21 protein-coding genes are annotated in these 24,858 nt (G+C 71.4%); 12 read left to right on the forward strand and 9 right to left on the reverse strand.

The genetic code is table 11. The annotated features are described in order from the left end of the window. Positions 1–51: 51 nt before the first annotated feature. The 5 genes from AB8735_RS34205 to AB8735_RS34225 all read left to right on the forward strand — a co-directional run bounded on the left by AB8735_RS34205 (position 52) and on the right by AB8735_RS34225 (position 3,648). Positions 52–711: a hypothetical protein gene (locus AB8735_RS34205; protein ID WP_372411526.1), complete on the forward strand. Its 660-nt coding sequence runs from the start codon at positions 52–54 to the stop codon at positions 709–711. 487 nt (positions 712–1,198) lie between these two features. Continuing rightward, positions 1,199–1,927 carry an SDR family oxidoreductase gene (locus AB8735_RS34210; protein ID WP_372411527.1) on the forward strand — a complete coding sequence of 243 codons (729 nt, stop codon included), beginning with the start codon at positions 1,199–1,201 and terminating at the stop codon, positions 1,925–1,927. A gap of 372 nt (positions 1,928–2,299) precedes the next feature. After that, positions 2,300–2,923 (forward strand): hypothetical protein, encoded by a 624-nt coding sequence (locus AB8735_RS34215; protein WP_372411528.1) that lies wholly within the window; start codon positions 2,300–2,302, stop codon positions 2,921–2,923. Beyond that, complete coding sequence (locus tag AB8735_RS34220) at positions 2,916–3,110, forward strand: HIT domain-containing protein (protein ID WP_372411529.1); 195 nt, start codon at positions 2,916–2,918, stop codon at positions 3,108–3,110. The genes AB8735_RS34215 and AB8735_RS34220 overlap by 8 nt, the downstream gene beginning before the upstream one ends. A gap of 28 nt (positions 3,111–3,138) precedes the next feature. Further along, a complete protein-coding gene (locus AB8735_RS34225) occupies positions 3,139–3,648 on the forward strand; it encodes an NUDIX domain-containing protein (RefSeq protein ID WP_372411530.1) in 510 nt (169 codons plus the stop codon). Positions 3,649–3,723: 75 nt separating this feature from the next. Here AB8735_RS34225 and AB8735_RS34230 read toward each other — a convergent pair whose 3' ends face one another. Continuing rightward, a complete protein-coding gene (locus tag AB8735_RS34230) occupies positions 3,724–4,908 on the reverse strand; it encodes a serine hydrolase domain-containing protein (RefSeq protein WP_372411531.1) in 1,185 nt (394 codons plus the stop codon). 230 nt (positions 4,909–5,138) lie between these two features. Here AB8735_RS34230 and AB8735_RS34235 point away from each other — a divergent pair, with 230 nt between their 5' ends. Then, positions 5,139–8,498, forward strand: a complete 3,360-nt coding sequence (locus tag AB8735_RS34235; RefSeq protein ID WP_372411532.1) for a hypothetical protein — start codon at positions 5,139–5,141, stop codon at positions 8,496–8,498. Positions 8,499–8,581: 83 nt separating this feature from the next. Here the strand turns inward: AB8735_RS34235 and AB8735_RS34240 are convergent, their stop codons facing one another. Then, on the reverse strand, positions 8,582–8,953 hold the full coding sequence (locus tag AB8735_RS34240; protein ID WP_344020632.1) for a hypothetical protein: 372 nt from the start codon (positions 8,951–8,953) through the stop codon (positions 8,582–8,584). A 250-nt stretch (positions 8,954–9,203) separates the two neighbouring features. Next, positions 9,204–10,358, reverse strand: a complete 1,155-nt coding sequence (locus AB8735_RS34245) for an acyl-CoA dehydrogenase family protein (protein WP_372411533.1) — start codon at positions 10,356–10,358, stop codon at positions 9,204–9,206. A gap of 152 nt (positions 10,359–10,510) precedes the next feature. Between AB8735_RS34245 and AB8735_RS34250 the strand changes: the two genes are divergently transcribed. After that, a complete protein-coding gene (locus AB8735_RS34250; RefSeq protein ID WP_344020628.1) occupies positions 10,511–11,371 on the forward strand; it encodes a DMT family transporter in 861 nt (286 codons plus the stop codon). On the opposite strand, the gene AB8735_RS34255 is transcribed toward AB8735_RS34250, so the two are convergent. Beyond that, entirely contained in the window at positions 11,361–12,536 is a 1,176-nt protein-coding gene (locus AB8735_RS34255) for a methyltransferase (protein ID WP_372411534.1), read from the reverse strand. The two genes, AB8735_RS34250 and AB8735_RS34255, sit on opposite strands and share 11 nt — an antisense overlap. A 74-nt stretch (positions 12,537–12,610) precedes the next feature. Between AB8735_RS34255 and AB8735_RS34260 the strand changes: the two genes are divergently transcribed. From AB8735_RS34260 to AB8735_RS34270, 3 genes are all read left to right on the forward strand, one after another. Further along, on the forward strand, positions 12,611–13,321 hold the full coding sequence (locus tag AB8735_RS34260) for a GDSL-type esterase/lipase family protein (RefSeq protein ID WP_344020624.1): 711 nt from the start codon (positions 12,611–12,613) through the stop codon (positions 13,319–13,321). 101 nt (positions 13,322–13,422) lie between these two features. Continuing rightward, positions 13,423–13,770: a VOC family protein gene (locus AB8735_RS34265; RefSeq protein ID WP_344020622.1), complete on the forward strand. Its 348-nt coding sequence runs from the start codon at positions 13,423–13,425 to the stop codon at positions 13,768–13,770. Positions 13,771–13,876: 106 nt separating this feature from the next. Next, complete coding sequence (locus AB8735_RS34270; RefSeq protein ID WP_372411535.1) at positions 13,877–14,029, forward strand: hypothetical protein; 153 nt, start codon at positions 13,877–13,879, stop codon at positions 14,027–14,029. Between the two features lie 179 nt (positions 14,030–14,208). On the opposite strand, the gene AB8735_RS34275 is transcribed toward AB8735_RS34270, so the two are convergent. From AB8735_RS34275 to AB8735_RS34290, 4 genes are all read right to left on the reverse strand, one after another. Beyond that, positions 14,209–16,746 (reverse strand): acyl-CoA reductase, encoded by a 2,538-nt coding sequence (locus tag AB8735_RS34275; protein ID WP_372411536.1) that lies wholly within the window; start codon positions 16,744–16,746, stop codon positions 14,209–14,211. After that, positions 16,746–17,954, reverse strand: a complete 1,209-nt coding sequence (locus tag AB8735_RS34280) for an acyl-protein synthase (protein WP_372411537.1) — start codon at positions 17,952–17,954, stop codon at positions 16,746–16,748. Before AB8735_RS34280 ends, AB8735_RS34275 begins: the two co-directional genes overlap by 1 nt. After that, positions 17,951–19,138: a GNAT family N-acetyltransferase gene (locus tag AB8735_RS34285; RefSeq protein WP_372411538.1), complete on the reverse strand. Its 1,188-nt coding sequence runs from the start codon at positions 19,136–19,138 to the stop codon at positions 17,951–17,953. Before AB8735_RS34285 ends, AB8735_RS34280 begins: the two co-directional genes overlap by 4 nt. A 75-nt stretch (positions 19,139–19,213) precedes the next feature. Further along, a complete protein-coding gene (locus AB8735_RS34290; protein ID WP_372411539.1) occupies positions 19,214–20,425 on the reverse strand; it encodes an MFS transporter in 1,212 nt (403 codons plus the stop codon). Positions 20,426–21,693: 1,268 nt separating this feature from the next. Between AB8735_RS34290 and AB8735_RS34295 the strand changes: the two genes are divergently transcribed. Then, a complete protein-coding gene (locus tag AB8735_RS34295) occupies positions 21,694–22,356 on the forward strand; it encodes a hypothetical protein (RefSeq protein ID WP_372411540.1) in 663 nt (220 codons plus the stop codon). 165 nt (positions 22,357–22,521) lie between these two features. Here the strand turns inward: AB8735_RS34295 and AB8735_RS34300 are convergent, their stop codons facing one another. Continuing rightward, on the reverse strand, positions 22,522–22,854 hold the full coding sequence (locus tag AB8735_RS34300) for a cupin domain-containing protein (RefSeq protein ID WP_372411541.1): 333 nt from the start codon (positions 22,852–22,854) through the stop codon (positions 22,522–22,524). 502 nt (positions 22,855–23,356) lie between these two features. On the opposite strand from AB8735_RS34300, the gene AB8735_RS34305 reads away from it, so the two are divergent. Next, entirely contained in the window at positions 23,357–24,844 is a 1,488-nt protein-coding gene (locus AB8735_RS34305; protein ID WP_372411542.1) for a phage tail sheath family protein, read from the forward strand. Positions 24,845–24,858 lie beyond the last annotated feature (14 nt).

Genomic DNA, 24,858 nt, shown 5'->3' on the forward strand with positions numbered 1-24,858 from the left:
CTTGGCCACCTGCCGACCGCTCCCCGCACAACACTGACAGGAGTACAGACCATGCTGTTCACCACCCCCCGTACGTCCCGGCCGCGCCCGCTCCTCATAGCCGCCACGCTCATCACGTCCGCCACCCTCGCCACAGTGCTCACCGGCTGCGGAGGCGGGGGCGGCGGTGCCGAGGCATCGGGCAAGAGCGAAGAGGTCGCCTCCGTCGAGAAGGACGGCAAGAACGGCAAGGGCGGCAAGGACGGCAAGGAAGGCGGCAACGGCCCGGCGGGCCAGGCCAAGAAGTACAAGGTGGGAAGTCCCGAACTGGACAAGGCCTTTGACGCATGGAAGGCGGAGATGAAGACCTGCCAGACGCGCAAGGCGCAGGAACTGGGCATCGAGACGCAGATGGGCAGCGGTCCCAAGGCGGGGGAGGTCTACCCGAAGGCGACGGACGTGGAGGGCCAGAACAAGTTCTTCTCACAGGTGCGCAAGCCATGCCAGGAGAAGAACCCGGCTCCGGAGGCGGAGGACGACGGCAACAAGGCCGACACCCTGGCCACGGCCAAGAAGCAGTACGAATGCCTCAAGAAGGCCGGTCTCGGCGACCTCCACGAACCGACGAACGACAACCCGGCGCTCTTCACCTCCGAGGGAACGCAGAAATACTTCGGCCAGGAGCCCGACCCGAAGAGCATGAAGATCCTCAAGGACTGCGGCATCGGCTGACAGCCCGGCGGCCGCTCGGGCCCTGTTGGCCGGCGGCCGTCGGCCGCTGCGCAGGGCCGGCCGGTCGGACACCGTGCGAACACGCTGCGGTAGAAGCCCTGGGCTGCGGCGGCGTCGGTGGTGCAGAGCTCGGTCCAGCATGGGCGTTCGGCTCCATGACCGCGCTTGATCGTGGCGAAGAGTGACTCGGCGAGAGCGTTGTCCCGGCACCCCGGCACCCCGGCACCCCGGTGCGGCCGTGCCGGGGTGCCGGTGCGGCGTGCGCAGAAGGGGCCGAGGCCCCTGATCTCGGACGTCCGCCAAGCCGAATCAAGCCCACTCGACGAGACGGTCACGTTCGTCGACGGACTCCGACGCCGCCCTTCCTCGACCGACCGACCGAACTTGGCCGATCAGCGAACCCGATCGATCAGCGAGCCGTTTCACGCCCTGCCCACATGGCGTTGCCTATGCCATATTGCGCAGTAATCCGGATGAAAGGCGTGTCATGAAGATCGCAGTCATCGGCGGTACCGGACTGATCGGTTCGCAGGTCGTCAAGAACCTGAGCACCGCCGGACACGAAGCCGTACCGCACTCGAAGTCCACCGGAGTCGACATCATCGGCGGCCAGGGGCTGGACGAGGCGGTGGCGGGAGCCGACGTCGTCGTCAACCTGACCAACTCCCCGACCTTCGACGAGGCCTCGCTCGCCTTCTTCCGGACCTCGATGGACAACCTCCTGGCCGCGGCCCGGAGGGGCGGCGTCGGCCATTTCGTCATCCTCTCGATCGTCGGCGTGGACCAGGTGCCGGAGCTGGACTACTACCGCGCCAAGGCGCTCCAGGAGAAAATCCTTGTGGCCGGGCCGATCCCCTACTCGATCGTGCGGGCCACGCAGTTCATGGACTTCATGGACGCGGTCCTGTCCTGGACCGCCGACGCCGACACCGTCCGGCTGCCCGCCACGCCCATCCAGCCCATCGCTTCCGAGGACGTGGCCGATGCGGTGGCGGAGGTCGCCGTCGGGGCTCCGCTGAACGGCATCCGCAACATCGCAGGACCCGAGGTCTTCCCCCTGGACGAGCTGGGCCGGATCACCCTGTCCCACAAGGGCGACAGCCGTACCGTCGTCACCGACCCCACCGCCGGCATGTTCGCCGCCGTCAAGGGCGACGTCCTCACCGACAAGAACGCCCGCCTGGCCCCCACCCACTACGCCGACTGGCTCTCCTGACATCTCCGCCTCCTGCGTGTCGGGCAGCTGCGGGCGGAGAATCCGCAACGGGCAGCCGAACAGGCCCACTCGGCAGCCGGCCAGGCGCTACGTCCCGCCGTCCGAGGCCACCCCGCACCCCGCCGGGGCAGCCATCGACATCACCCCGCCACCAACATCGGCTCCCTGCACCGAGCGCGCGCCATGTCCAGTGCAGGGTTCGTCAACTACCCGACCGAGTCGTGGCACTGGTCATACCGTGACCGCTACGGGGCGCTCGTCACGGGTGCACCGGCCGCGGCCTACGGGCCGGTGCACCCGATGAAGGCGTACCAGAACCGAAGCACCTTGCTACTTCACGCCATCCACGAAGCACGAGCGTAGGGGGAAGCCATGACCGTGATCGTCGGCCTGGTCCACGAAGAGCGGGTCCACCTCGGCGGGGACTCCGCAGGCATCTCCGGAAGCAGGCTCACCGTCCGGAAAGACCCCAAGGTTTTCCGCAACGGCCCCTATGCCATGGGGTTTTGTGGAAGTTTCCGCATGGGTCAACTGCTCCACCATGCCTTCAAGGCGCCCAAGCCCAAAGGCGACCTCGATCGCTTCATGACCACGAAGTTCGTCAACAAACTCCGCACGTGCCTGAAGGAGGCCGGCTGGGCGCGTAAGGAATCCGAGCAGGAACAGGGCGGCACGTTCCTCGTCGGCATCTACGGCTGTCTGTTCATCGTCTACGGCGACTACCAGGTGGCCGAGCCCGCCGACGGATACGCGGCCGTGGGCTGCGGCAACGAATTCGCCCTCGGCGCCCTCCACGCCACAGCAACCACGGACCTGGCACCACGCGAACGCCTGACCGTCGCCCTGGCCGCGGCCGGCCACCACAGCACTGACGTCAGCGGACCCTTCACCTACACCACCGCACCCGCGCACAGCGAACTCCTCCGGATCGAAGCAGCCCAGTACGCCACCGAGAAGGTGCCCGCCCCGAGGGAGGAGGAGCCCTCAGATGCATGAACCGGTGGCCCTGTCCCCGGCCTTGTACGACGGAGGCCCGGCGCTGCTCACCGAAGTGATGGCTGTGGTCCGACAAGTGGCCGCTGCGGTGCTCGCGGAGCACGGTGCCGCCCAGGTGACCACGAATCTCGGCGGGTACCAGGAATCGAAACACCTGCACTTCCACGTCATCCACCGGGACACCTGACAAGCGTCTCATCAGGGAGGGGAACGCGTTGGCGAATCAGTGGGTACCGCCCGAGGAGTACGTGAAGCGACTGCCGATGCACTCCAGTTACGGCTGCATGTTCTTCACCGACACCAAGGGCCGGGTGCTGCAGCTGCGCTCGTCGGTCCAGCAGCACTCGCAGCTGTGGCAGTGGCCCGGGGGCAACACCGACAACGAGGGCGAGTCGCCGTTCGAGACCGCCGTGCGGGAGTGCAGGGAGGAGACCGGGATCGTCGTCACCGGCCCGCCGAAGGTGCTGGGGGTGTTCTGGCAGCCCGCGGGCACATGGCCGGTGGCCAAGCTCGGGTTCGCGTTCGACGGTGGGCAGCTCATGGCGGACGAGCTGGACCGTATCGTTCTCGATCCGGACGAGCACGACGAGTTCGCGGTCCGGTCGGTGGACGAATGGGCGAAGGTGATGGACACACGATGGTGGGAACGGCTCGCGGCCGTCCACCGCGCGAGGCAATCCGGTGCGACGGCGTATCTGGAGATGCGGTCAGATGTCCTCTGGTGACCACTTCCTCGTGGGCGCCTGCGTGTTCGTCCAGTGCGACGGCGGGTGCATCCTGAATCGTGCCACCGCGACCGGTCAACTGCCCGCCGGTGAACAGAATTCCGCCTTCAGGAGGTCGGTGCCGGCGCTGTCGGGGACGCCCCAGTCGCCGTTGAGGTTGAGGGCGAGGGTGTGCCGGCCGTCCTCGGTGGTGACGGCCTGGGAGAACGAGCCGATCCAGCCGCCGTCGTTGCCCCAGAGCCACACCCCGCAGGCGGCCTTGAGCGTGGCGATGCCCAGACCGTAGCGGTACGCGGGGTTCTGCGGATGCGCAACGGTCGTCTTCATCTCGGCGAGCTGCTCGGCGGGCAGCAGTTCGCCGCGGATCAGGGCGCTGAAGAAGCGGTTCAGGTCCGCGGCGGTGGAGATGATGTCGCCGTCCCCCCAGGACTGGGAGGCGTTCTGCCGGGTGACGTCGTAGATCTTCCTCGCGCCGGGATCGGTGCCCAGGGTGGAGTAGGCCCGGCTGCTCGGCTCGGGCACGTCCACGGAACGGCCGGGCAGGACGGTGCCCTGCAGCCCGAGCGGCTCGATGATGCGCGTGCGGACCTCGTCCGCGTAACTGCGGCCGCCGGCCTTCTCCATGATCAGGGCGGCCAGGACGTAGTTGGTGTTGGAGTAGCCGTACCGGGCGCCGGGTTCGAAGCCCGGCCGGTGCGACAGGGCGGTCCGTACGGCCAGGTCGGGTGTCACCGTGTCGTAGCGGTGCCTGAGGAAGCCCGGGGCCCGGACGTACTTCTTCAGGTGGCCGGGGTCATCGGTGTAGTCGTAGATCCCGCTGGTGTGGTTGAGCAACTGCCGTACGGAGATCCTCCGCCCGTCGTTGCCGTTGCCCCGCACCACACCCGGCAGCCACCTCTCCACCGTGTCGTCGAGACCGATCCTCCCCTCCGCCTCCTGCTGCAACAGCACGGTCGCCACAAACGTCTTGGTGATACTGGCGATACGGAAACGGTCATCGACGCTGCGCGGCCGGCCCGTCACGCGGTCGCCGACCCCCGACGTACTCCGCCAGACCCCCCTGCGGTCCCTCGCCTGCACCGTAATCCCGGGAACCCCGGCCTGCACCAGCGCGTCCAGGACCCGCTGGGTGGCCTGATGCCCCCCATCCCGTGCCGTGTCACCCGACGACGCCCCGGCAGGGGCGGTGAACGCGCCGACGACGAGGGCTCCGGCAGCCAGCGCCCCCGCTGCACTGCGCGCCATCCGACGAGTTGCCATGCTCCGCTCCTTACGGGTCCTTGTCCCAACGGGGGCGCCGAGCTCGCCTCCGCCCCGGCAAACGCCGGGGTGCAGCATCAACACCCCCCGCACAGAAGAGACTTCACGGCAGCTGCCTTGGTTGAGCCGCACCGCTTTCCGGCTGCCCTGCCCGAGGACACCGGACGTCTCGGCGGCGGTGGTGGAAAAGGATTGGTCCGGAAGCCCCCCGTACGGCGACAATCTTCGCCATGCTCCTGAAGTCCGCCCCCGCGTTCGTCGACGCCCTGCTCGCCACCCTCGACCCGCTGTCCTACCCGCAGCGCATGCACCACATGGCCCTGCGGGCCAGAGAACTGAACGCGAGCGACGGACCCGCCGCACTGGCCGCCATCCTGGCCGAACTGACCCGCCGCGACGGCCACTACGAGCGCGGGCTGGCCGCCCACGCCGCGTGGGCGTGCCGGTACACGGACTGGCACGCGCCCCGCCTGGCCGATCCCGACCCGGTCGTCCGCGGGTACGCCCTGCGCGCCGTCCGCCACGGGCTCGTCCCGGACGCCGCCGTGACGGCCGCGCTGGACGACGCCCCCGCCGCCGTCCGACGCGCGCTGATCCGCGCCCTCGTCACCGGCCGGCGCACCGCGCTCGCCGACGCCCTCGTACGGCCGCTGCGGGAGCGCTGGGGCGACACCGAGGCGGCACGGCTGCTGCCCGCCTGCGCGCCGGAGACCGTCGCCGAGCTGCTGCCCGGCCTCTTCCACGCCGTCGCCGGCTGGGACCGGCTCGCCGTGCGGCACCCCGCCGCCATCCTCCACGTGGCCGAGGAACAGCTCACCGGACTCCCCGAGACCCTGCGGCACCGCTGGTGGCACGTGAACGCCGCCGCCGTGGCGGCCGCAACCGAGGCCGAACCGCTGCGCGTGCTCGGCCTGTTGGAGCACCTCTGCCCCGGCGCGCTGCCCTGGCCGGTCCGCCGCAGGCTCGGCCCCCTCACGGCCGCCGACCCCGCCCGTACCGTCCGCCTGCTGCTCGCCCCGGGGAGGCGGCCGGAGGAGCGCCGTCACCTCGCACGACCGGTGCTGCGCACCCTCGTTCGGCGCGAGCCCGCGGAACTCGCCGAGCTGGCCCGCGCGTTGAGCGACGACGAGTCCGCGCTCGTCCGCCTGCTGCGTGAAGTGCCGCCGGCGCGCCGTGCGCACGTCTACGACGCCGCCGTGGCCGGCCGGGACATGAGCCGCGCCGTGCTGTCGGACGCCCTCCTCGACGTCCTGCCGCACGCCCGGCGCGAGGCGGAGGCGCGGCGGATGGCCGCGCAGGCGCGCGAGCGTGGGGCCGCCTGGCAGACGGTCCTGGCGGCCGTCGCACACCTGCCGGCCGCGGAGGCCCGTGAGGAACTGCTGGCCGCGACCCGCCGCTCCGCCGCCGACGACCGCGTCCACGGGTACCGGACGCTGTTCCGCAACGCCGGCCGCTCCGGCGACCCCGCCGTCGTCACCGCCCTGCTCGCGAACCTGGACCGGCTGCGCAACGAGCAGGACCCGGTGCGCTCGCCCGCGCTGGAGGCCCTCGCCCGGATCCACCCGTCCCTGTTCACGGACGCCGCCGCGCCGCACCTGGAGCGCATCACGACCGACGCGTGCGAGGCACGCGACCTGTCCTGGCAGGGCCGCTGCGCCCTCAACGACCTGGCCGTCGCGCTGCTGCGCGAGCACGCGGTCACCGGCGAACGCGAGCTGACCGACTGGGCGATGCGCACCCTCGGCCGCCTGTGCGGCGCCGACCGCGTGCGGTTCGGCGGGCTGCGCCGCGGCCAGGAGCACAAGGTCTACGAGGCCCTGCGCCACTGGCTGGAGACGGACGCGGACATGGCCGACTACACGCTGGCCTTCACCCTCGCCCGCTCGCTCGACCGGCGCGCCCACGGCCTGCCCGGGCTGCAGGCGCTGCTGCGCCGCGCGATCGCGGAGGGCGACGAGAGCACGGTGCGTACCGCCGTCGGCCTGTGGCTGGAAGACCCCGCGGCGCGCGACGAGCGGCTGGCGGAGGTCCTCGCCATGGACCCCTCCACGGCCACGCTGTACCCCGTGGCCCGGATCCTGGCCCGGCGCCGTACGGATCTGCTCGACGTCCTGCTGACGGGTACGCCGCCGTACGGGCGGTTCCTGCCCAAGGGCAGCCACTGGCTGCCGCCGGTGCACGGAGCGGCCTACTGGCTTCCGCGACAACAGGCCGCCGCCGCACGGATGGTGGAGCACGCCGTGGACGACCTGTCGCTCCACATGCACCAGCGCGTCGCGGCACTCCACACCGTCGCCGCCATCCCTGAGCACGGCACGCGGATCCTGCTGCGCCACACCGATGCCGCCGAAGTGGCCCTGGCCGAGGCCGCGCTCGCCGCCCTCGTACGCACCGAGCGCCCGGGGGACCACCTGCCCGCGCTCCTCGCCCACGCCGGAGGCGACCGCGCACGGGTCGCGGTCTACGCGGCCACCCGCGCGAGCCGCTACGTCGCCCCCTCCCGGCTGGCCGGGATGCTGCGCGAACTGCTGCTCGCGGAGCGGGGTGTGAAGGTGACCAGCCGCAAGGAGGCGGCGCGGCTGGCCGCCACCGTGCTGCCGGTGCGGGAAGCGGCGTCCCTGCTCGCCGAGGCCTGCGCGCGGCCGGGCCTGCACCACGACGTACAGGCCGCGTGCGTGGCGTTCACGACGGGGCTGCTGGCCTGCGAAGAAGCCTGGGACCTGCTGGCATCCGCCGCAGTCGGGCGCCGCGAACTGCGCATGGCCGTCCTGCGGACCCAGCCGTTCGACCTGCCGGAGCAACACCGGCCCCGCTACGCGGAGTTGGTCCGCACCCTGTGCGACACGGACGATCCTGAGGTCGCGGAGGGCGGCTACACGGCGCTCGCCGAGTGGGCCCGCTGGGCGCCGGATGCGGGCGCGGTCCTGGCGGCGGCCGTCACGGACCTGGAGAACCGGGCGAGTTGGCGGGCGGCGGCGGGTGCGCTGTGCAGGGTGGCGACCGAGGGGCCGTCCGTCGCCCCGCTGACAGGTGCCCTGGCGGAGCTCATCGCAGCCGACACGGCAGCGGACACCCCGGACGCGGAGCCCGTTCGGGACCGCCCCGCCCGGCGGCGGGTGCGGCACCTGGCGGGCGGCGTGGCGGCGCGGGGCCCGGTCCGGCCGATGCGTGCGGCGGTGCTCGAGACCGCCGAATTCCTCGCCCGGCAGCGGGACTTCGTCCCCGCCGCCGCCGAGGTGATGGTGCAGGCCGTCGATGTGCACGCCGGGCCGGAGGCTCTGGCGGCGGAGCTGCTGCGGCTGGCCCGGCTGCACGACGGGCGGCCCGCACTCGCGGTGCGGACGGCCGCTTCGCTGGGCGGCCGGATGCACGGCCACAACGACGGCGATGCGGCTTTCGCCGCCGCGGCCGAGGCCCTGGCGGAGGACGGCGGCCACGCGGCCGGCCTGTTCGCGGTGACCCTCACGGCAGCGGGCGGACACCGCACAGGGTGGGCAGCGCCCTGGCGGGAGCTGCTGCGGACATTGCGGCGGCATGCGCACGCGGACGTACGGGAGGCGGCGCTGGAGGTGACGACGGCAACGGAGTGAGAAAAGGGCCTTGGCCGTCGGGACAGTTCACGGCGGCCAAGGGCCCTCACCCGAAGCGGGACCGCCGTGGCGCCCGGCCGGCGTCACCCTCCCTCGCGCGCACCCCGAGGTCGGGTCTCGTCCCGGAAGTCGCCCTCGTCGTCGAACACGGTGGTCAGCAGCATCCGCAGCATCTCGGCTTTCATGCCGTTCGCCTCCGAGATGTGCTCGATGGCCACCACCGAGTAGCACGCCAGCGCCGTGAAGAGACCCACGAGCGCGTCGGGTCCGTCCGCTTCCGGGTCCGCCTGCTCGTTGTAGACGTCGCAGGCGAGCTGCTGCGCGGCGGCCGCGATGCCCTCGGCGTCCTCGTTGCCGAGCGCGGTGCGCATGAACTTCAGGATCCGCCGGCTCAGTTCCGGCGCCATCGCGGCCGCCCGTGCCTCCCGTTCCGCCTCTGTCCCCGCATCACTCATGCTGCTGCCTTTCCGATCTTCTGTGGCCGGTTCGGGCCCGACCGTACGGGATGCCGGCCGCGCCGGGGAAGGGTCCGCGGCTTGAGGGACCCGGCGAGTCAAATGGCTGCTGCATGTCTTCAACTACCCGAATGTATCTGCCCATTTAAGCGGTCTTTGGGCGGGCGCTTCGGCTGCACCTGATCAGAAGGTGTCATAGGGGTAGGGGTCTTGGCTCCACCGGCCCGGCGTCCCCCCGCCCCGACCGTCCTCAGATCAACGGGCTGATCTGCTCCTCGATGCCGAGCAGCGCCCGGCCGTACAGCTCGCTCGTGGCGGAGGGATTGAGCAGTGCGTGCCGGCCGGCGGTCTCCAGGTCGCGCCAGAGGCGCTGCAACGGGTTGGCCTCCGCGAAACTCCTGGCGCCTTCCAGGGTGAGGAGGATGTCCATCGCCTCCCGCGAGCAGCGCGCCACGGCGGCCGCGTCCATGCGCACCCGGGCCCGGTCGAGGAGGGGCATGCGACGGCCGCCCGCCGCCCAGCGGTCGACGTCGTCCGCCGCGCGCGTCAGGTGCAGGGCTGCGGTGTCGATGAGGTGGGTGGCCTCCGCGAGCTGCATCTGGGTGGACGATGCGGCGCGCGCGTCCGCGTAGAAGGTGTGCGAAATGCCGCGGCCCTTTTCGAGCGAGGCCAGCACCAGGTCCAACCCTCCCCGGGCCATGCCCAGTTGCGGGCCGACGAGGGACAGGGCCAGCACGGGGACGAACGCCGAGCGGTACAGGGCCTCGTCCTCGAACTCGGTCGCGTACACGCCCTCCCGCGCCCTGGTCACGGACAGGATGCGATGCGAGGGGACGAAGACGTCGTCGGCGACGAGCGTGTGGCTGCCGGTGCCGCGCATGCCGGCCACCTGCCAGGTGTCCTCGACCGACAGCCGGTCCATCGGGACCAGCGCCAGACCCTGGTCCGGCTGCTGCCCGGACCCGTCGGTGACCGGCATGCCGAGCAGCGCCCAGTCGGCATGGAGACAGCCGGAGACGAAGCCCCACCGTCCGGTGACGACCTGCCCTCCGTCCGCCGCCCTGCTCGTCGCGGTGGGCGGAAGGGCGGTGCAGGCGCGGGCGTGGGGGTCGGTCCCGTACATCTCGCGCTGTGCGCGTTCGGGGTAGAGGCCGACGATCCAGCCGGCGATGTTGATCAACGAGGTGGTCCAGGCGGTGGACCCGCAGCCGCGGCCGAGTTCCGCGCTCACTTCGACGAGGGTGCGGATGTTCGCCTGGCGGCCGCCGAGGCGTCGGGGGACCAGGAGGCGGAACAGGTCAGCCTCCCGGAGGGCCGTCATGTTCTCCTCGGCGATCCGCCGGTCCTCCTCGGTGCGGGAGGCGTTGCGCCGGAGCAGATCGACCAGTGCGTCAGGTGTCCCCACGGATGTCCCCACGGATGTCCCCACAGTTATCCCCATGAGGGGGGACTGTAGCGGGCGCGACGAGCGGGCCCCGGCACCCGATCGCGTGACACCCGCCCCCTACCCGGCGCCGCCACCTCCGCACCCCCCGCCCCCTCTGTCACCGTCACCCCGTGCTCACCGTGCTGTTCGCCGTCCTGGCCGCCCTGAGCAACGCCTCCGCCGTCGTCCTGCAGCGCGCCGCCGCCCGGCGCGTCCCGAAGGCGGACGCGTTCAGCTTCCGTCTGGTGCGCGACCTGCTGCGGCATCCCGTGTGGTTCGCCGGCATCGCCGCCGTGATCTGCGCGGCCGTGTTCCAGGGACTCGCCCTCTCCCGGGGCTCCCTCGCCCTCGTCCAGCCGATCTTCGTCAGCGAGCTCCCGTTCGCGCTCGTCCTCGGCTGCCTGGCCTTCCGGCGCCGGCTGCCGGGATACGGGTGGGCGGCCGTCGCCATGGTCGCCGTCGGGCTCGCGCTCGGGCTCGCGGCCGCCGCGCCCGCCGGCGGGCACGCGCGCGTCGGCACCGTGCGCTGGCTGCCCGCCGTCGCCGCCTCCCTGGCCGCGATGGCCCTGTGCGTCGGAGCGGCCCTCCCGCGCCCCCGGGGCAAGGCCCGCGCCGCCCTCTTCGGGGCCGCCGCCGCGATCGGCTACGCGCTGACCGCCGCGCTGATGAAGGACGCCACCGGCGCCTTCGCCCGGCAGGGCGCGGGCGCGTTCTTCACCAGCTGGCAGACCTACGGCTTCGGCGCCGCCGGGGCCGCCTCGCTCTTCCTGCTCTCCAACGCGATGGAGTCCGGCCCCCTCGTCGCCTCGCAGCCCGCCCTCACCCTGGGGGACGCGCTCGTCAGCCTCGCCCTGGGGCTGCTGGTGTACGAGGAGCGGGTGCGCACCGGACCGTGGGTCGTCCTGGAGGGCGCCGGAGTCCTGCTGATCACCGTCGGGGTGCTGATCCTGCCCCGGGTGGAGCCGGGGCCGCCGCCGGACGCTACCTCCTGACGGCCCGCAGGACCACGAACTTCGGATCGCCCGCGACGACCTCGCAATTGCCGAACAGCTTGCGCAGCATGACGTGGTACCCCAGGTGACGGTTGCCGACGACCCACAGCTCACCGCCCGGACGCAGCACCCGCCGCGCCCCGGTGAACATCCGCCGCGCCGTGGTGTCGGTGGTCGCCTGGTGGGAGTGGAACGGCGGGTTGTTCAGCACCAGGTCCACCGATCCGTCCGACACGGGGGACAGTCCGTCGCCCACGGTGAACTCCGCCGCCCGCCCGGCCCCCGCGTTCGACCGGAACGTCGCCTCCGCCGAGGCCACGGCCTGGTGCGACTCGTCGACGAACACCACGTCCGCGTCGGGGTTCGCCAGCGCGGCGGCCGTGCCCAGCACGCCGTTGCCGCAGCCGAGGTCCACCATGCGCTCGGCGCCGTGGCGCCGGGGGAGGTGGTGCAGGAAGAAGCGGGTGCCGATGTCGAGGCGGTCCGCGCAGAAGACGCCCGCGTGGTTGACCACGGTCAGCCCGGCCGCCGGGCCCGCGTCGTCGCCCAGGACGTACTCCAGCGGCCAGGGGTTCGGCCCGCGCTCCAGGTCCGGATCGGGCGAACAGAGGATCAGCCGGGCCTTCTTGGCGGCCAGCGAGGTCCGCGTGGGCCCCAGGATCCGCTCGAAGAGCCGCAGGGTCGAGGTGTGGATCTCGGTGACCTTGCCGGCGCCCACGACCACCGTGCCGGCGTGGACCGCCGGCGCCAGCCGCAGCAGCTGGTCCTCCAGCAGCGCGAGGCTCTTGGGCACGCGGACCAGCAGGACGTCGATCCGGTCCGGCGGGGTGTCCCTGGTGGACAGCAGCCGCACCGCGTCCGGCGCCACGCCGTTGCGCGCCAGGTTGGCCCGCGTCGCCTGCTGCCCCAGGAACGAGTCGGTGATCTGCGCGGGCCGGTGGGCGGCGAGGGCGGTGGCCAGGGCGCCCCACCGGTCGCCGACGACGACCACGGAGCCGCCGAGGTCCGCCCGCGCCGCGGGGGTGCCGTCGGCGGCGGCGACGGGGTCCGCGAGATGCCGCAGGAGGTACTCGTCGGCGGCGTCCCAGGGCAGGAGCCGGTCGCGGGGGTCCTCGGGGAAGCGGGTGAGGTCGAACTCGCCCATAGGCGTGGAAAAGCGCTTCATCGTGGGACTCAGGCTATCGGAGCGGTACGGCGGCCCGCCGCCGGGAGTGCGCGGCTGCTGATTGAATGCCCCGCATGCACCTGATGTTCGTCGGCGACTCCATGACCATCGGCAGCGCCGGTGACCTCACCTGGCGCTACCGCATGTGGCAGCACCTCGCCGCCTCCTACGGCGGCCCCTTCCGCATCGTCGGCCCCCGCCGCACCCTCCACGACGTCGCCGCCGACGACGCCGTCTCCCTCGACTACGGTGCCCCGGACTTCCCCGAGCGCGCCCGGGCGCACCTCGCCGGCTGGGGGGAGGGCTGGTACCACATGGCCCCGCTGATAGAGGACGCCGTGCGCGCCCACCGGGCGGACACCCTCCTCGTCTCCCTCGGCCTGATCGACCTGGGCTTCTACACCGACGCCGGGCAGACGGCCGACAACGTCCGCCGCTTCGTCGCCGGGGCCCGCGCCGCGAACCCCCGTGTACGGGCCGTCTTCCTGCCCGTCATCCACAACGTCCGCGCCCGCGACGAGCCGGGGTTCGCCGCCGAGTGCGACCGCTTCAACGAGCTGCTGGCCAAGGCCGTCGCCGACCTCGACACCTCCGCCTCGCCCCTGCTCCTCGCCTCGGTCCCGCCCGACTGGGACATGGACCGCGACACCTACGACGGCACGCACCCCAACGCCCGGGGCGAGCACCGCCTCGCCGCGGCGTTCGCCGACGCGATGCACCAGGCGTGGGAGGTGGGGGCGGAGTACGAGCCCGTGCCCGCTCCCCGGGACGGCCGCCGACGCTAGGGCGTGTCCGATGGCTGTTGCGGAAGTGTGTGCGGCGCTGGGCGCGACGTAGTACATGTGGAGGGTCCTGGACGCATGCCTGTTCTCATCTGGAGTCGTCGATGTCCGTTCGCCGTGTCGTGCCCAACATCCGGTCGGAGGCTGCGCAGGAGAGCCGGGAATTCTATGGCCTGTTGGGCTTCGAGGAGGTCATGAACCACGGCTGGATCATGACGCTCGCCTCCGCGTCCAGTCCGGCGGCGCAAGTCAGCTTCATGACCAGCGACAGGACCGCGCCGGTCACTCCCGACATGAGCGTCGAAGTGGACGACGTGGACGCGGCCTACGCGGCCATGCGGGACAGCGGTGCGGAGATCGTCCACCCCCTGCAGGACGAGGAGTGGGGCGTGCGGCGGTTCTTCGTCCGCGACCCCAACGGCCGCGTGGTCAACGTGCTGGGCCATCGCTGACCCTGCTCCCGCGTGGCGCTCCCGGCGGTCGACCGGGTCGAACGGGAGGCACCATGCCGTCGGGACCGGACGAGCACGTTCACGAGTTCCGACAGCGTCGGATCGTGTGAACAGGCCGATCGTGATCACCGTCCGTGCGACTGCCGGTCGGTGCGCGACCTGCGAGCACTGGCGCGCGGCGTACGAGTCGATCGCGCCGGGCCTGGCCTCGTACCAGTGGCACGCCATCGAGGTGTACGCCGCAACTCGGCTGCGCTGAGCCGGGACGGGGGACGGGGCCGCCGCCGCGGGGGTGCGGCGGCGGCCCCTGCCGGATCGGGCCACTTGCCGGTTCCGTCGGCATAGGGCCCGCAGCTGTCGCGGAACGCCCGGGCGAGGTGCCGCTTCTCGTCGCCCCCGGCGCCGCCCGCGAGGGGCGGCGCCGGGGGTGACGGCGGGTCAGACGCCCGTCCGCCGGTCGATGACCGTGCGCAACTTGCCGCTGCTGGCGGCGCGTTCGTAGCCGTCCCGGCCGACCGCGTCGACCCGCAGGTCGAGCAGGCGCTCCTCGGTGACGGCCGCGTGGAGCTCCGGGTAGTGGGCGAGGAAGGCCGCGGCGGCCTGGTCGGTGTCCGTGCCGGTCATGCGCAGGACGACCCTTTCCCGTGCGGCCCCCGGTTCGACGAGCATCTGCAGCTCGCCGCCGTAGCCGAGGTGCTCCTCGGCGATGCGGGAGAACCGGCGGTAGTTGAGGAAGTAGGTGCCGGTGCGGATCACATCGCCGGTGCGGCCGAGCAGTTCGAAGCGTGGCGTCGTGCGGCCGCACTCGCACACCCCCTCCACCCAGCGGCCCAAGTCCCCCTGTTCGTAGCGGGAGATGTCGGGAGCACTGCGGGTGTGCGGGGTGAAGACGATCCGTCCGGTCTCCCCGGGGGCCACCGGCTCGGTGCTGTCGATCCCGAGGATCTCCAGGGTGAACAGGTCGTTGAAGAGGTGGTAGACGGAGCCTTCGGCATGCTCGCACTGGTGGCCCATGGTGCCCAGGTCGCTGCCGCCGTAGGCGAAGCCGCGGATCACCTCGATGCCGAACTCCTCGGCCAGGTGGCGGCGTTGCTCGGCGCCGAAGTGCTCACCGCCGTAGAAGACCTTCCGGATGCCGCCGTAGGCGCGCAGGGTGTCGCCCGCGTGCTGGAACAACTGCCGGACGTACGAGGGCATGGCGAGGATCGTGTTCGCGCGGTGCCGGATCAGGACGGCCGCGTCGCGCTCGTAGTCCGTGCTCCCGGCGACCGGCAGCTGGGTCGCGCCGATCTCCTCCAGGAGGCCGTTGCCGTACAGGAAACTGCCGTACATGCCGCCGGCGAACAGCAGGTTGGCCACGCGGTCGGTGCGCACGTCGAACCCGGCGGCGACCAGGCCCTCGCCGCCGCGCCGCAGCTGGGTCGTCCAGTCGGCGTAGGAGTGCACGGCCAGGGCCGGGCTGCCGCTGCTGCCGCCGCTGCAGATGTGCAACTGCTGCTTGTCGGCCGGGACGTCCGGGTTGAGCCGCTGAACGTCGGCCTTGGTCATCACCGGTCGAGCGGCGGAGGGCCGCTGCCAGGCCGCGGGGCCTGCCGCGGCGCGCGGATGCAGGTCGTCCAGGCGGGTGTCGTGCGCGAAGCGCTCGTCCAGGCGGACGCTGACGCGGCGGCTGTAGCGCTGCAGCGGATAGAGGCCGTCGTGCGGCTCGCCCGGGTAGCTGTCCAGCATCGACCCGACCGGGGTGACGCGCAGCACGCCCGCGGTGAACAGCCGCTCGGCCAGCTCGGGCACGTCGGTGCGGGCGGCGGCCAGCCCGGCGGTCTGCAGATAGCGGCGCATCGGCCGCAGCGTGGCGGTCAGCTGCTCGCGCGGCAGGGGCTTGACCCACACCGTGCGGTAGAGGGGCGAGGCGCGCAGGGCGGAGCGGTGGTCGACCAGGATGCGCCAGGCGTCGGCGGTGCCGCCGTACGTCCTGGTGAGGCCGAGATGCTCCTCGCTGCGGGCGACCAGGAGCGTGGTGGTGATCTCCGCCTGCTCGGCCACACCGGGCGGCATGGCCGGGAAGGCGGCGCCGCGCCGGTCCAGGGCGGTGCCCAACCGCTCGGCGAATGCAGCCAGTTGCGTGCGGTCGTCGGTGTCGAGGTAGACCACCTGGGGGCTGGAGCAGGCCTGTTGGTCCAGGCGGCAGACGCTGTCCGCGACGCCGTCGAGCACCTCCTCGTCGGCCCAGGCGTCGGCGGTCAGATAGGCGAAGGAGATGCGGTGGCCCCAGGTGATCAGACGGCAGCCGGCCGGCACGTGCTCGGAGACGCCGCTGACGGCCTCCTCGCCGCCCCAGACGGCGACCGCGTCCGCCGGGGCGCACAGGAGCCGGAGCCAGTCGGTGCGGGCCGAGGAGAAGCGCAGCACGATCAGCCGGGAGGCGACGGTCCCGTCCGGGTCCTGCTCGCCCAGCGCCTCGAGGATCAGATGGGTGAACAGCGAGCCGCCGCCACTGGTCTTGAGCACGTTGACGTTGCCGGCGAGGAGCCCCTCGACCGCGCTGAAGACGCCGACGATGGGGTCGTTGCCGGCGGTGACGTGCGTCAGCAGGCCCACCGGCGCCCAGGACTCGAACACCGGGGTACGGAAGTCGGCGCGCCGCAGGCTCTCCGGGTCGGTGCCGCCCAGCTCGACGCGCAGCTTGCGCTCCAGCCCGTCACGGCTCAGGAACTCCGCTATCTCCGCGATGCTCTGCCGGGCCGACGCCTCGTCCGAACCGTCCTCGACGAGGCGCGCGAACAGACGCCGGTGGACGGCGCTCTCCGCGTCGGACAGGAGACGGGAGAGCCGCTCGCAGGCGGCGACGACCTGACGGGCGGGCAGCGGCCGCGCCAACTCCTCACCGACCAGAGACGGCAGCTCGGCCAGCAGCTTTCCGGCCTCGGCGTCGTCGATCCAACGCCCCTGCCACAGATGGTCCTTGAGCTCGGCCATCACGCCGCTCCCTTCATGAGTTCGGCAGCGGCGACGGCGCAGCTGCGGTTGGTGCTGGTGCCGGCCCGGCCGTGGATCTCGAACCAGTCGGTCTCCAGACCGCAGCCGCACGCGGAGCCGGGGTGGACGGAGACCAGATCCCCCATGAGCACGCTGTGCACGGGCACGGAGGTCATGAACGGCGAGACGCAGTGCAGATAGCCCTGTTCGCCGTACGGCAGCGGGTCGAGCGTCGCCACGTTCCGGGAGAAGATCCGCGACCAGACCGGGGCGTGCAGGCGGTGCCGGGCGCATTCGGCGTAGGTGACGCCGTGCTCGACCGCGCCGTAGCTGTCGCGCACCCGCTCGTGGGGGATGCCCAGTTGCTCCTCGATCCGGTCGTACAGCTCCGTCTTGCCGATCTGGCGGCCCGCGTGCCCCTTCCAGCCGCCACCGAGATAGACGAACGAATCCGCGCGCAGCTTCAGCGGCGGAATGCCCAGGGCGCGCATCCGCTCCAGGGTGAACCAGAGGAACGAAGGGAAGCCCAACAGGCGGACCGGCAGGTCCTGTTCGGCATAGCGCACAAGGGTCTCGACGCAGCCGAAGGGATCGAAGACGTGCTCGTCGCCGACCGCGCGCAGGGCGTAGGCCCGCTCGTTGACCGGAGCCATGTCGCACAGGAAGTCGTCGGTGAAGGCGGTGCCGAGCTTGAGGCCGTCGGCGGGCTGGTAGCTGTAGAGCAGGTAGTTGGCGGGCTGGCCGGGGGTGACGAAGCCGTAGTGGTCCAGGACGAAGGCGGCCATGCGCATCACCGAGCCGATCGACCAGGAGTCGAAGAACATCTGCGACTTCTGGCCGGTGGTTCCGGAGGAGGTGAAGTGCGCGGCGATGTCCTCGTCCGGGATGGACTTGACCACATGCGTCTTGAAGAAGTTGGCGTGGGTCAGGGGCAGTCGGGCCGCGTCGGCGGCGGTGCGCAGTTCGGGCTCGCCGTGGGCGCGCCAGACACTGCCGTAGAAGTCGGAACGCTCGGCGTGCCAGGTGTTGACCTCGGTGAGGGCCTGGGCGAACAGGGCGTCGATGTCGGGACCGGTCGCGTACGGGGTACGGAGGTCGCCCAGTTGCTGCAGGTGCGGCAGGCGCCCGGCGTCGGGCACCGGCAAGGGGGCGAAGTACTTCTCGTGCGGGGCCGTCGGGGCCGTCGGGGCCGTTTCGGGTGTGGTCATCGAGGGGGCTCCGGGGTGAAGGTGTTGAGGTAGGTGGCGGTCCAGGACCGGCTGTACTGCTCCACGTAGGGGGCGAACGCGGCGTCGGCGTCCAGGGCGCGGAAGTCCGGGCGGCCGGAGGCGTACGCGAGGAGCACGTGGTCGTGCCACGTCCCGTTCTCGTGCCGCATCGCCGGGTACAGCGCGCTGGGGACGAAGCCGTGCGCCAGGTAGTGCTCCAGACGCTCGTGGTCGGCCAGCGGCAGCAGCGTCTCGACGTACGCGGCGCCGTGCTCGGCCATGGCGTGCACGACGTCGCCGAGCGCCTCGCCCAGCGGCGCGGTGGAGGGGGCGACGTCGAGCAGCGTGCCGCAGCCGCCCTCCCGGTCGATCACCCCGTAGGCCTCGAACCGGCCGTCCTCCGGGGTGAGCAGCACATTGGGCGGGCTCAGCGGCAGCGACGGCACCCCGCCGCAGGCGTGCTGCGCGTAACGGCGCCGTACGAAGCCGGTCGCCTGGATCACCTCGATCGGCTCCGCCTCCGGCCGCGGGCACGCCCGCCGGGGAGCCGGTCGCGGCCGGACACCGGTGAAACCGAGGGGCCCCGCGGCGCGGTCGGCCGCCTCCAGCAACGGCACGATCTGCTCGGGCACTTCACGGACCGGCGCGCGCCGGTCCAGCACCCCGTCACGGTGCCGGATCACCAGGGCCAGCGTCTCCCGGCTGCGCAGCTCCACCGCTCCCGGCAGGAGTCCCAGCGGCCGGAAACCCTGCCGCATCAGGGCCCGTTGGGGCACGGGGGAGACGCAGCGGGCGGTGGCGTACACCGAATCCAGTACGCCGTGGGGGCCGAAGGCCTCCTCGCACAGTCCGGACAGCAGGGCCCGGGCGATGCCCGCGCCCGCGTGGCCGGGGTGCACGGCGAGGCCCTCGACCTTGCCGATCCGCGCGGCCAGGTCACCGCGCAGCACGGCCGAGCCGACGACGTCGCCGCTCCCGGCGTCCCGGGCGACCAGCCACCGCACGCCGGGCGCTTCGAGCGCGGCCGTCATCGCGGCCGGGTCGGTGCCCAGGCGCAGGGGGTAGGAAGGGCCGTACACGGCGAAGTACAGCTGACGGAGCGCGGCCACGTCGCGGGCTTCGGCGGTGTCGATCAGCACGGTGCCGCGCCCGCCGGTCCGGGGCAGTAATTGAGATTGGGTCACAGGAGCTCCGTTCATCGAAGTCATGCGTCGAAGTCGAAGAAGTCGAAGAGTCGAAGAAGAAGGCCGAAGCCGGGTTCAGCGGGCGTCGGACGGAGCCGAGGCGCGGGCCGAGGACCGGGCGCGGGCGAAGAGGACCGCGGCGACCGGCAGCAGGCCCACGGCCTGGGTCAGGCACAGCGTCCGGGCCGACACCACGTCGCCGATCAGGCCGAAGACCAGGGCGGCCAGCGGGAAGCTCGCCCCCAGCAGCGCGAGCATCGCGGCGAAGAACGCCGGCCTGGCCGCGGCCGGCACGCTGCGCTGGAACAGCGCCACGAACACCACGTTCGTGGCCCCGACCGCCCAGCCCGCGACGACCAGGCACACCACGAACAGCTCGCGGTCGGCGACGAGTCCGGGCAGGACGAGGGCGGCGCCGAACAGGGCGATGCAGGCGGCGCCGATGTGGCCCGGGTGACCCGGCAGACGACCGCCGGTGAAAATGCCCAGGAGCATGCCCAGCCAGAGGGAGCCCTCCAGCAGACCCAGGGTGAGGGCCGGACCGTCCAGGACGTTCTTGGTGTACAGCGGCAGGACCAGGAAGGTCGCGTTGATGAAGAAGTTGGCAGCAGCGAAGCAGATCAAGGCCAGGCGGATGAAGGGCAGATCGGCCAGCATCCGCCACGTACGGCCCAGACCCCCTTGCGCCTCCTCGTCGTCCGCACCTTCGAGGGGCGTGAAACGGGCCCGGGTCACCAGCAGGGCCGCGCCCAGGTAGGCCAGCGCTCCGGCGGCCGCCACGCCCGCCAGGCCGACGAGTTCGACCAGCGCGGCGCCGAGCAGCGCGCCCGCCATGCCCACCAGGGAGAACGTCGACTGCTCGAAGGCGGTGGCGTCCTCGATGTCCGCGTCGTCGACCAATTCCGGTACGGACTTGGACAGACACGGGTCGAAGAGCGCCTGACAGGCGGCCAGGCCCAGCATCACCGGATAGACGGCGAGCATCGGCAGGTCCGCCGACGCGGCACAGGCGGCGATCGCGGCGGCCAGCACGGCTGCGGCGGACACCGACGACCGCAGCACGCTGCGACTGGGGTGCCGGGCGATGGCACGGGCTATCAACGGGGCGCACAGCACGGGCGGCAGTGCCGCGCACGCCAGCAGGATCCCGGACGCCAGGCCGCGCTCGCCGGCCGTGACCTCGCCGAGAATCCACCACATGACACCCATCTGGTACATGCGCGTGGCGCTCTGGCTGAGCAACTGCGCCCCCCACATCCGGGCGAAATGGTGGTTGCGCAGCAACAACGGGCGACGTCGGTCCGGAACTCCGGCGTCTTCGGGTGAAGGGCTTTCGGTGTCGACGGGCTTTATACCCGTATCGACAGCGTCTACAGGAGGGATTGTTCCCTTGCTATTCATCTTCCGCCAACCGGAATGAGGGCGCCCCCGTAGGCGCCGAGTGAGATGGAGAGAATGAGGAATGCGGCCGCGTGTGGCCGCGGTCTCGTGCGATTCGTGGTTCCGGGAGCGGAACTCTCGGCATTCCTCACGTAGGGAACGAGAAAACGCGGGGGCACCGGTGATGACACCGGCCCTGCGGGGCGCGGCGGGGAAGGCCGGGCAGTTCCCGTGCAGGGGAAGAGGGAGGGGAAGACGCGCGGGGAAGTCGGCGCGGAGAAGGGGAGTTACTGCGGGGGAGTGCTATGAGGTCCGATAGCGGGTGGACGGACATATGGCCTTGCCTAGGGTCGACGAAGACACTGCATGGGCGCGAGGCTCAGCGGGGATGGGTGGCCCGAGGCCTGCTTTCGGGGTGCGTGAAATACAGCACACCCACGCGTTTCGCGTGAACGTCGGTCTGACGTTCCTTCACGAACGCGGCGCCTCATTGAATATAGCGCACGGTTGATCGCTCCGCGTTAACCGTTGAATCTTGAACCAGGGACTGTTGGCCGGAAATCGGCCCCGGGTGTCGCGCCATGTGTGAGTGGGTCCGTCTGTGCCTGCTTCCTGCATTCCGGGTCGCGTGAGAATCCTTGCTCATATGAATGCGGTATGGGGTATCGGCATTCGAAAGGCCGGAGTCCCGCCGGAAAGTGCGCTCCTCGTCGGTGATGGCCGCAACTGTGCCCTGCTCTGCGTCGGGACCGCCCTCGAACGGGCCGGGGGAGGGGGCGACTGGGGCGCGGGCACGTCAACTCCCCCGTAGCCCACCCGCTTTGTGGCGACCGTTGCCAGTTGGCGGACGGGATACAGGGACGCGCGGGTTGCGCGCGGTGGGCAGCTCCCGGTTGATGGTGCCGGCGTCCCTCCCGTCCCTGGGCAGTCGCAAGTTCCGCCAGGACTTCCGGCAACGCCGACTCGTCGGTCGTGGCAACCGGGAAGACGGGCAGTTTCCCTCCCCGGCAAGCTGGGTGGTCGGGGCGGGTGTGCCGACGGACGTCCGTCCCCACGTCGTCAGCGAGACGCGGTGGATCTGAGCCGGGGCGGTCGGGAGGTGGTCCGCTCCCGGGGATCGTTTTGCGTTCGGTGGGGAGTGCTGCAGGGTTGGCCTTGTGACAAGGAGCCAAGACGTGACGACAGAAGAGGCCCGGACTCTCACTCCCGACGAGTACGAGCGCGCGTATGACCGGCTTACCGCCGTGGCCGTCCGCAACGGGGCCCTGCTCGGTGCGGACGCCGCCCACCAAGCCCTGACCGAGGCATTGGCCGCCGTCGGTGTACTGGCTCCGGCCTCTGAGCCCGAGCAGGAAAGCCGCACCGTACGACGGACGGCCGACGCCGTGATGTGGCTCCTCGGCAGCGACGAGGACATCCGGCACGGCGGGTTCGTCCTCGGCCGTCTTGCCGATGGCACGATCCCGGCTTTCACCTCCGAACACGCGCGGTACGAGCGGCGGTTCGCCGATTCCTCCGCGGCCTTCGGCGGCGCCTGGGGCGGCCCCGTTCCCGGGGCCCCGGCCGAGCAGCCCGTGGCTCTCGTCCCCGGGTGTGCGTGCGGATGGCGCGGCCCTGATCTCCCCTACGATCCCGCAGAGGGGTTGTGCGGCAACGGCACCTGCCACAACGGCCAGGCCGTCCACGCCCACCGGCTGTGGCAGGAGCACGCGACGGCCGAGCTGTCCGCAGGCGCTTCCGGGGAGCATGGCGTCCGCCCGACCGCGGTCACCGCATCAGTCGGTGAGTTCACCGACGGATGCCGTCCCGGGTCTCCTCAACCGGAGTTCCCGCGCTGATCGCGTCACGGACGGGAACGGCCGGACCGTCCGTCACACCGAGCTTGCGTCAGGGCTTGCGTCAGGCTTCGGCGGACCGGTCGCCCGGCACGGCGGCGCACCGGCACCAACATCGGCTGCCGCGCTGCCGCCCCGGCCGTCGTGTTGCCCGGCTCGATGCGCTGTTCAGCCGCGCTTGGTGAGGGTGAGGAGCACCGCCGAGTCCTCGATCGCGTCGAGGCTGTGGCGGGCCGGAGGAACGGGGATCAGGTCACCGGCCCGGCCCTCCCAGGAGGTGTCGCCCTCGGTGAGCCGCACATGTCCGCGCAGTACCAGAACGGTCGCGTCACCGGGGTTGTCGTGCTCGGCGAGGTCGGAGCCGGCGGTCAGGGCGAGGAGGGTGTGCCGCAGCCCGTGCTCGTGACCGGCGTAGATGGTGGTTGCGCTGCGTCCGGAAGGGGCAGTTGCTGCACGCTTCAGGTGCTCGTCGGCCTGGGTGTCCAGGGAGATCGTCTGCATGGTCCCAGTATCCGGGACGGTGGACGGCTGCTCGGGTCCGGGTGGGTTCAGGTCCGGGGGCAGGTTCAGGCCGGGGAGAGGTTCGGGGCGAACACGGTCCCGGTGCCGGGCGGATTGTCATCGGAGGGGAGCCGGCGCCGTGGCGGGCGGCGACCGGCCTCGGGCCGCTTCCGCCGGCGTCGCGGCTGCGGGACTCGTCGAGCCGGGTGAGGTGCTCGAAGATCCGCTCCCGGTCGGCGGGGGCGATGTCCGGTCCGTCGTTGTGCACCCGGGTGTGCCAGGTGTCCCCGGCGCGTTCGACTGTGCAGCGTCACTCGTCAACTGCCGCTGGACACCACCCCCTTGCCGACAGCAAGTGAAGCGGGCAACTCACCTGGGCATGTGGTGATTTCACTCGGAAGAGCGGTTTGGGGTTTCCATGAGGTGGTAGTGCGCCGTGGTGCGCCGGTGCGGGTACAGCTGTCCGGAGGTGCATCCGACGCCTCGCGAAGGGCAGAGTCATATGACGCCAGAACTCTCCGCGCCCGGGGTCTATGTCAAGGAAGTCCCCAGCGGATTACGGATCATCACCGGCGCGGGCACTTCCACGCCCGCCTTCCTCGGCTACCCGGTCGTCCGGCCCGAAACCGGCAGTACGCCGCAGCCCGTGCGGAGTTGGAACGAGTACGTGGACGCGTTCCACTTCCGCTCCGGGCTGACGCTGAAGGAGGTCGACGAGGCGCTGGCGGTCTTGAACGAGCGCAGGGACGCTTTCCAGGACGCGACCTGGTCCCTCATGGGCCAGGCCGTTCCTGATCACATCCCTGACGGTGCCACATATGCGCGTTTCGTCGCGCTGAAGGAGGTGCTGGGGACAGGCCATAAAATCTCCGACGATGAGAAGGCGTTCGTCGACGAGACCGATGGGAAGGTCCAGGACCTCTCGGAGTACAAGGGCTGGGAGAGCAAGGGCAAGTCCTGGTGGCCCGTGATCGCACGCCATCTTGAGCTCACCGAGGTCAAGAAGAATCTGGAGGCCGGGCAGCAGTACGCCCTCGCCGAGGCGGTCTACGGTTTCTTCGCCAACGGTGGGACCAAGTGCTACATCGTCGCCCTCGACCACGGAGCCGACCTCAAGACCGAGGTCCAACTCGGCCTCACCGGACTGCTGACCGTCCCGGACGTCCACATGGTCGCCGTACCGGACCTCTGGACGAAGAGCCAGAACCCGGCGGACGGGAAGGTGGTCATCGACGCTGTCGTGGCGCACTGTCTGAAGATGCGCAACCGGCTGGCGATCGTGGAACCACCGCCGGGCAAAAAGCCGTCCGAAGCCGGCGCGTTCGCAGAGGGATTGGCATCTCACGACAGCACGGACGCCGAGTTCACCACCCTGTACTACCCCTGGCTCGACGTCCCCGGGCTGAACGGTGTGCCCCGCACCGTGCCGCCGTGCGGCCACATCGCGGGAGTCTGGGCGCGCACCGACGCCGAACGCGGTGTCTTCAAGGCCCCCGCCAACCAGAACCTCCGCGGCGTCCTCTCCGTCCCGACCGTCCTCACGGACGGGCAGAACGGGGAGCTGAACGCGAAGGGCGTCAACTGCCTACGGGTGTTCCCCGACCGGGGGCTGCTGGTGTGGGGTGCCCGGACCCGGTCGAGCAGTCGTGACTGGAAGTACCTCAACGTCCGTCGCCTGGTGTCCTTCCTCTCGGATTCGATCCGTCAGTCGTCGACGTGGGCGGTGTTCGAGCCGAACGACGAGCGGTTGTGGGCGACGTTGCGGCACGCGGTCTCGTCGTTCCTCACCGACCAGTGGCGCCAGGGCGCCCTCGTCGGCCACAAGCCCGAAGACGCGTTCTATGTGATCTGCGACGCCACCAACAACAGGCAGGACAGCATCGACGAGGGCAAGGTCATCTGCGACATCGGTGTGGCGCCCGTGCGCCCCGCCGAGTTCGTGCACTTCACCATCACCCAGATCGCCGGCCAGCCCGGCCAGACCAGCTGAGCGAGGAGACGCCG

The organism is Streptomyces luteireticuli, from assembly GCF_041519305.1.
Taxonomy (GTDB): domain Bacteria; phylum Actinomycetota; class Actinomycetes; order Streptomycetales; family Streptomycetaceae; genus Streptomyces; species Streptomyces luteireticuli.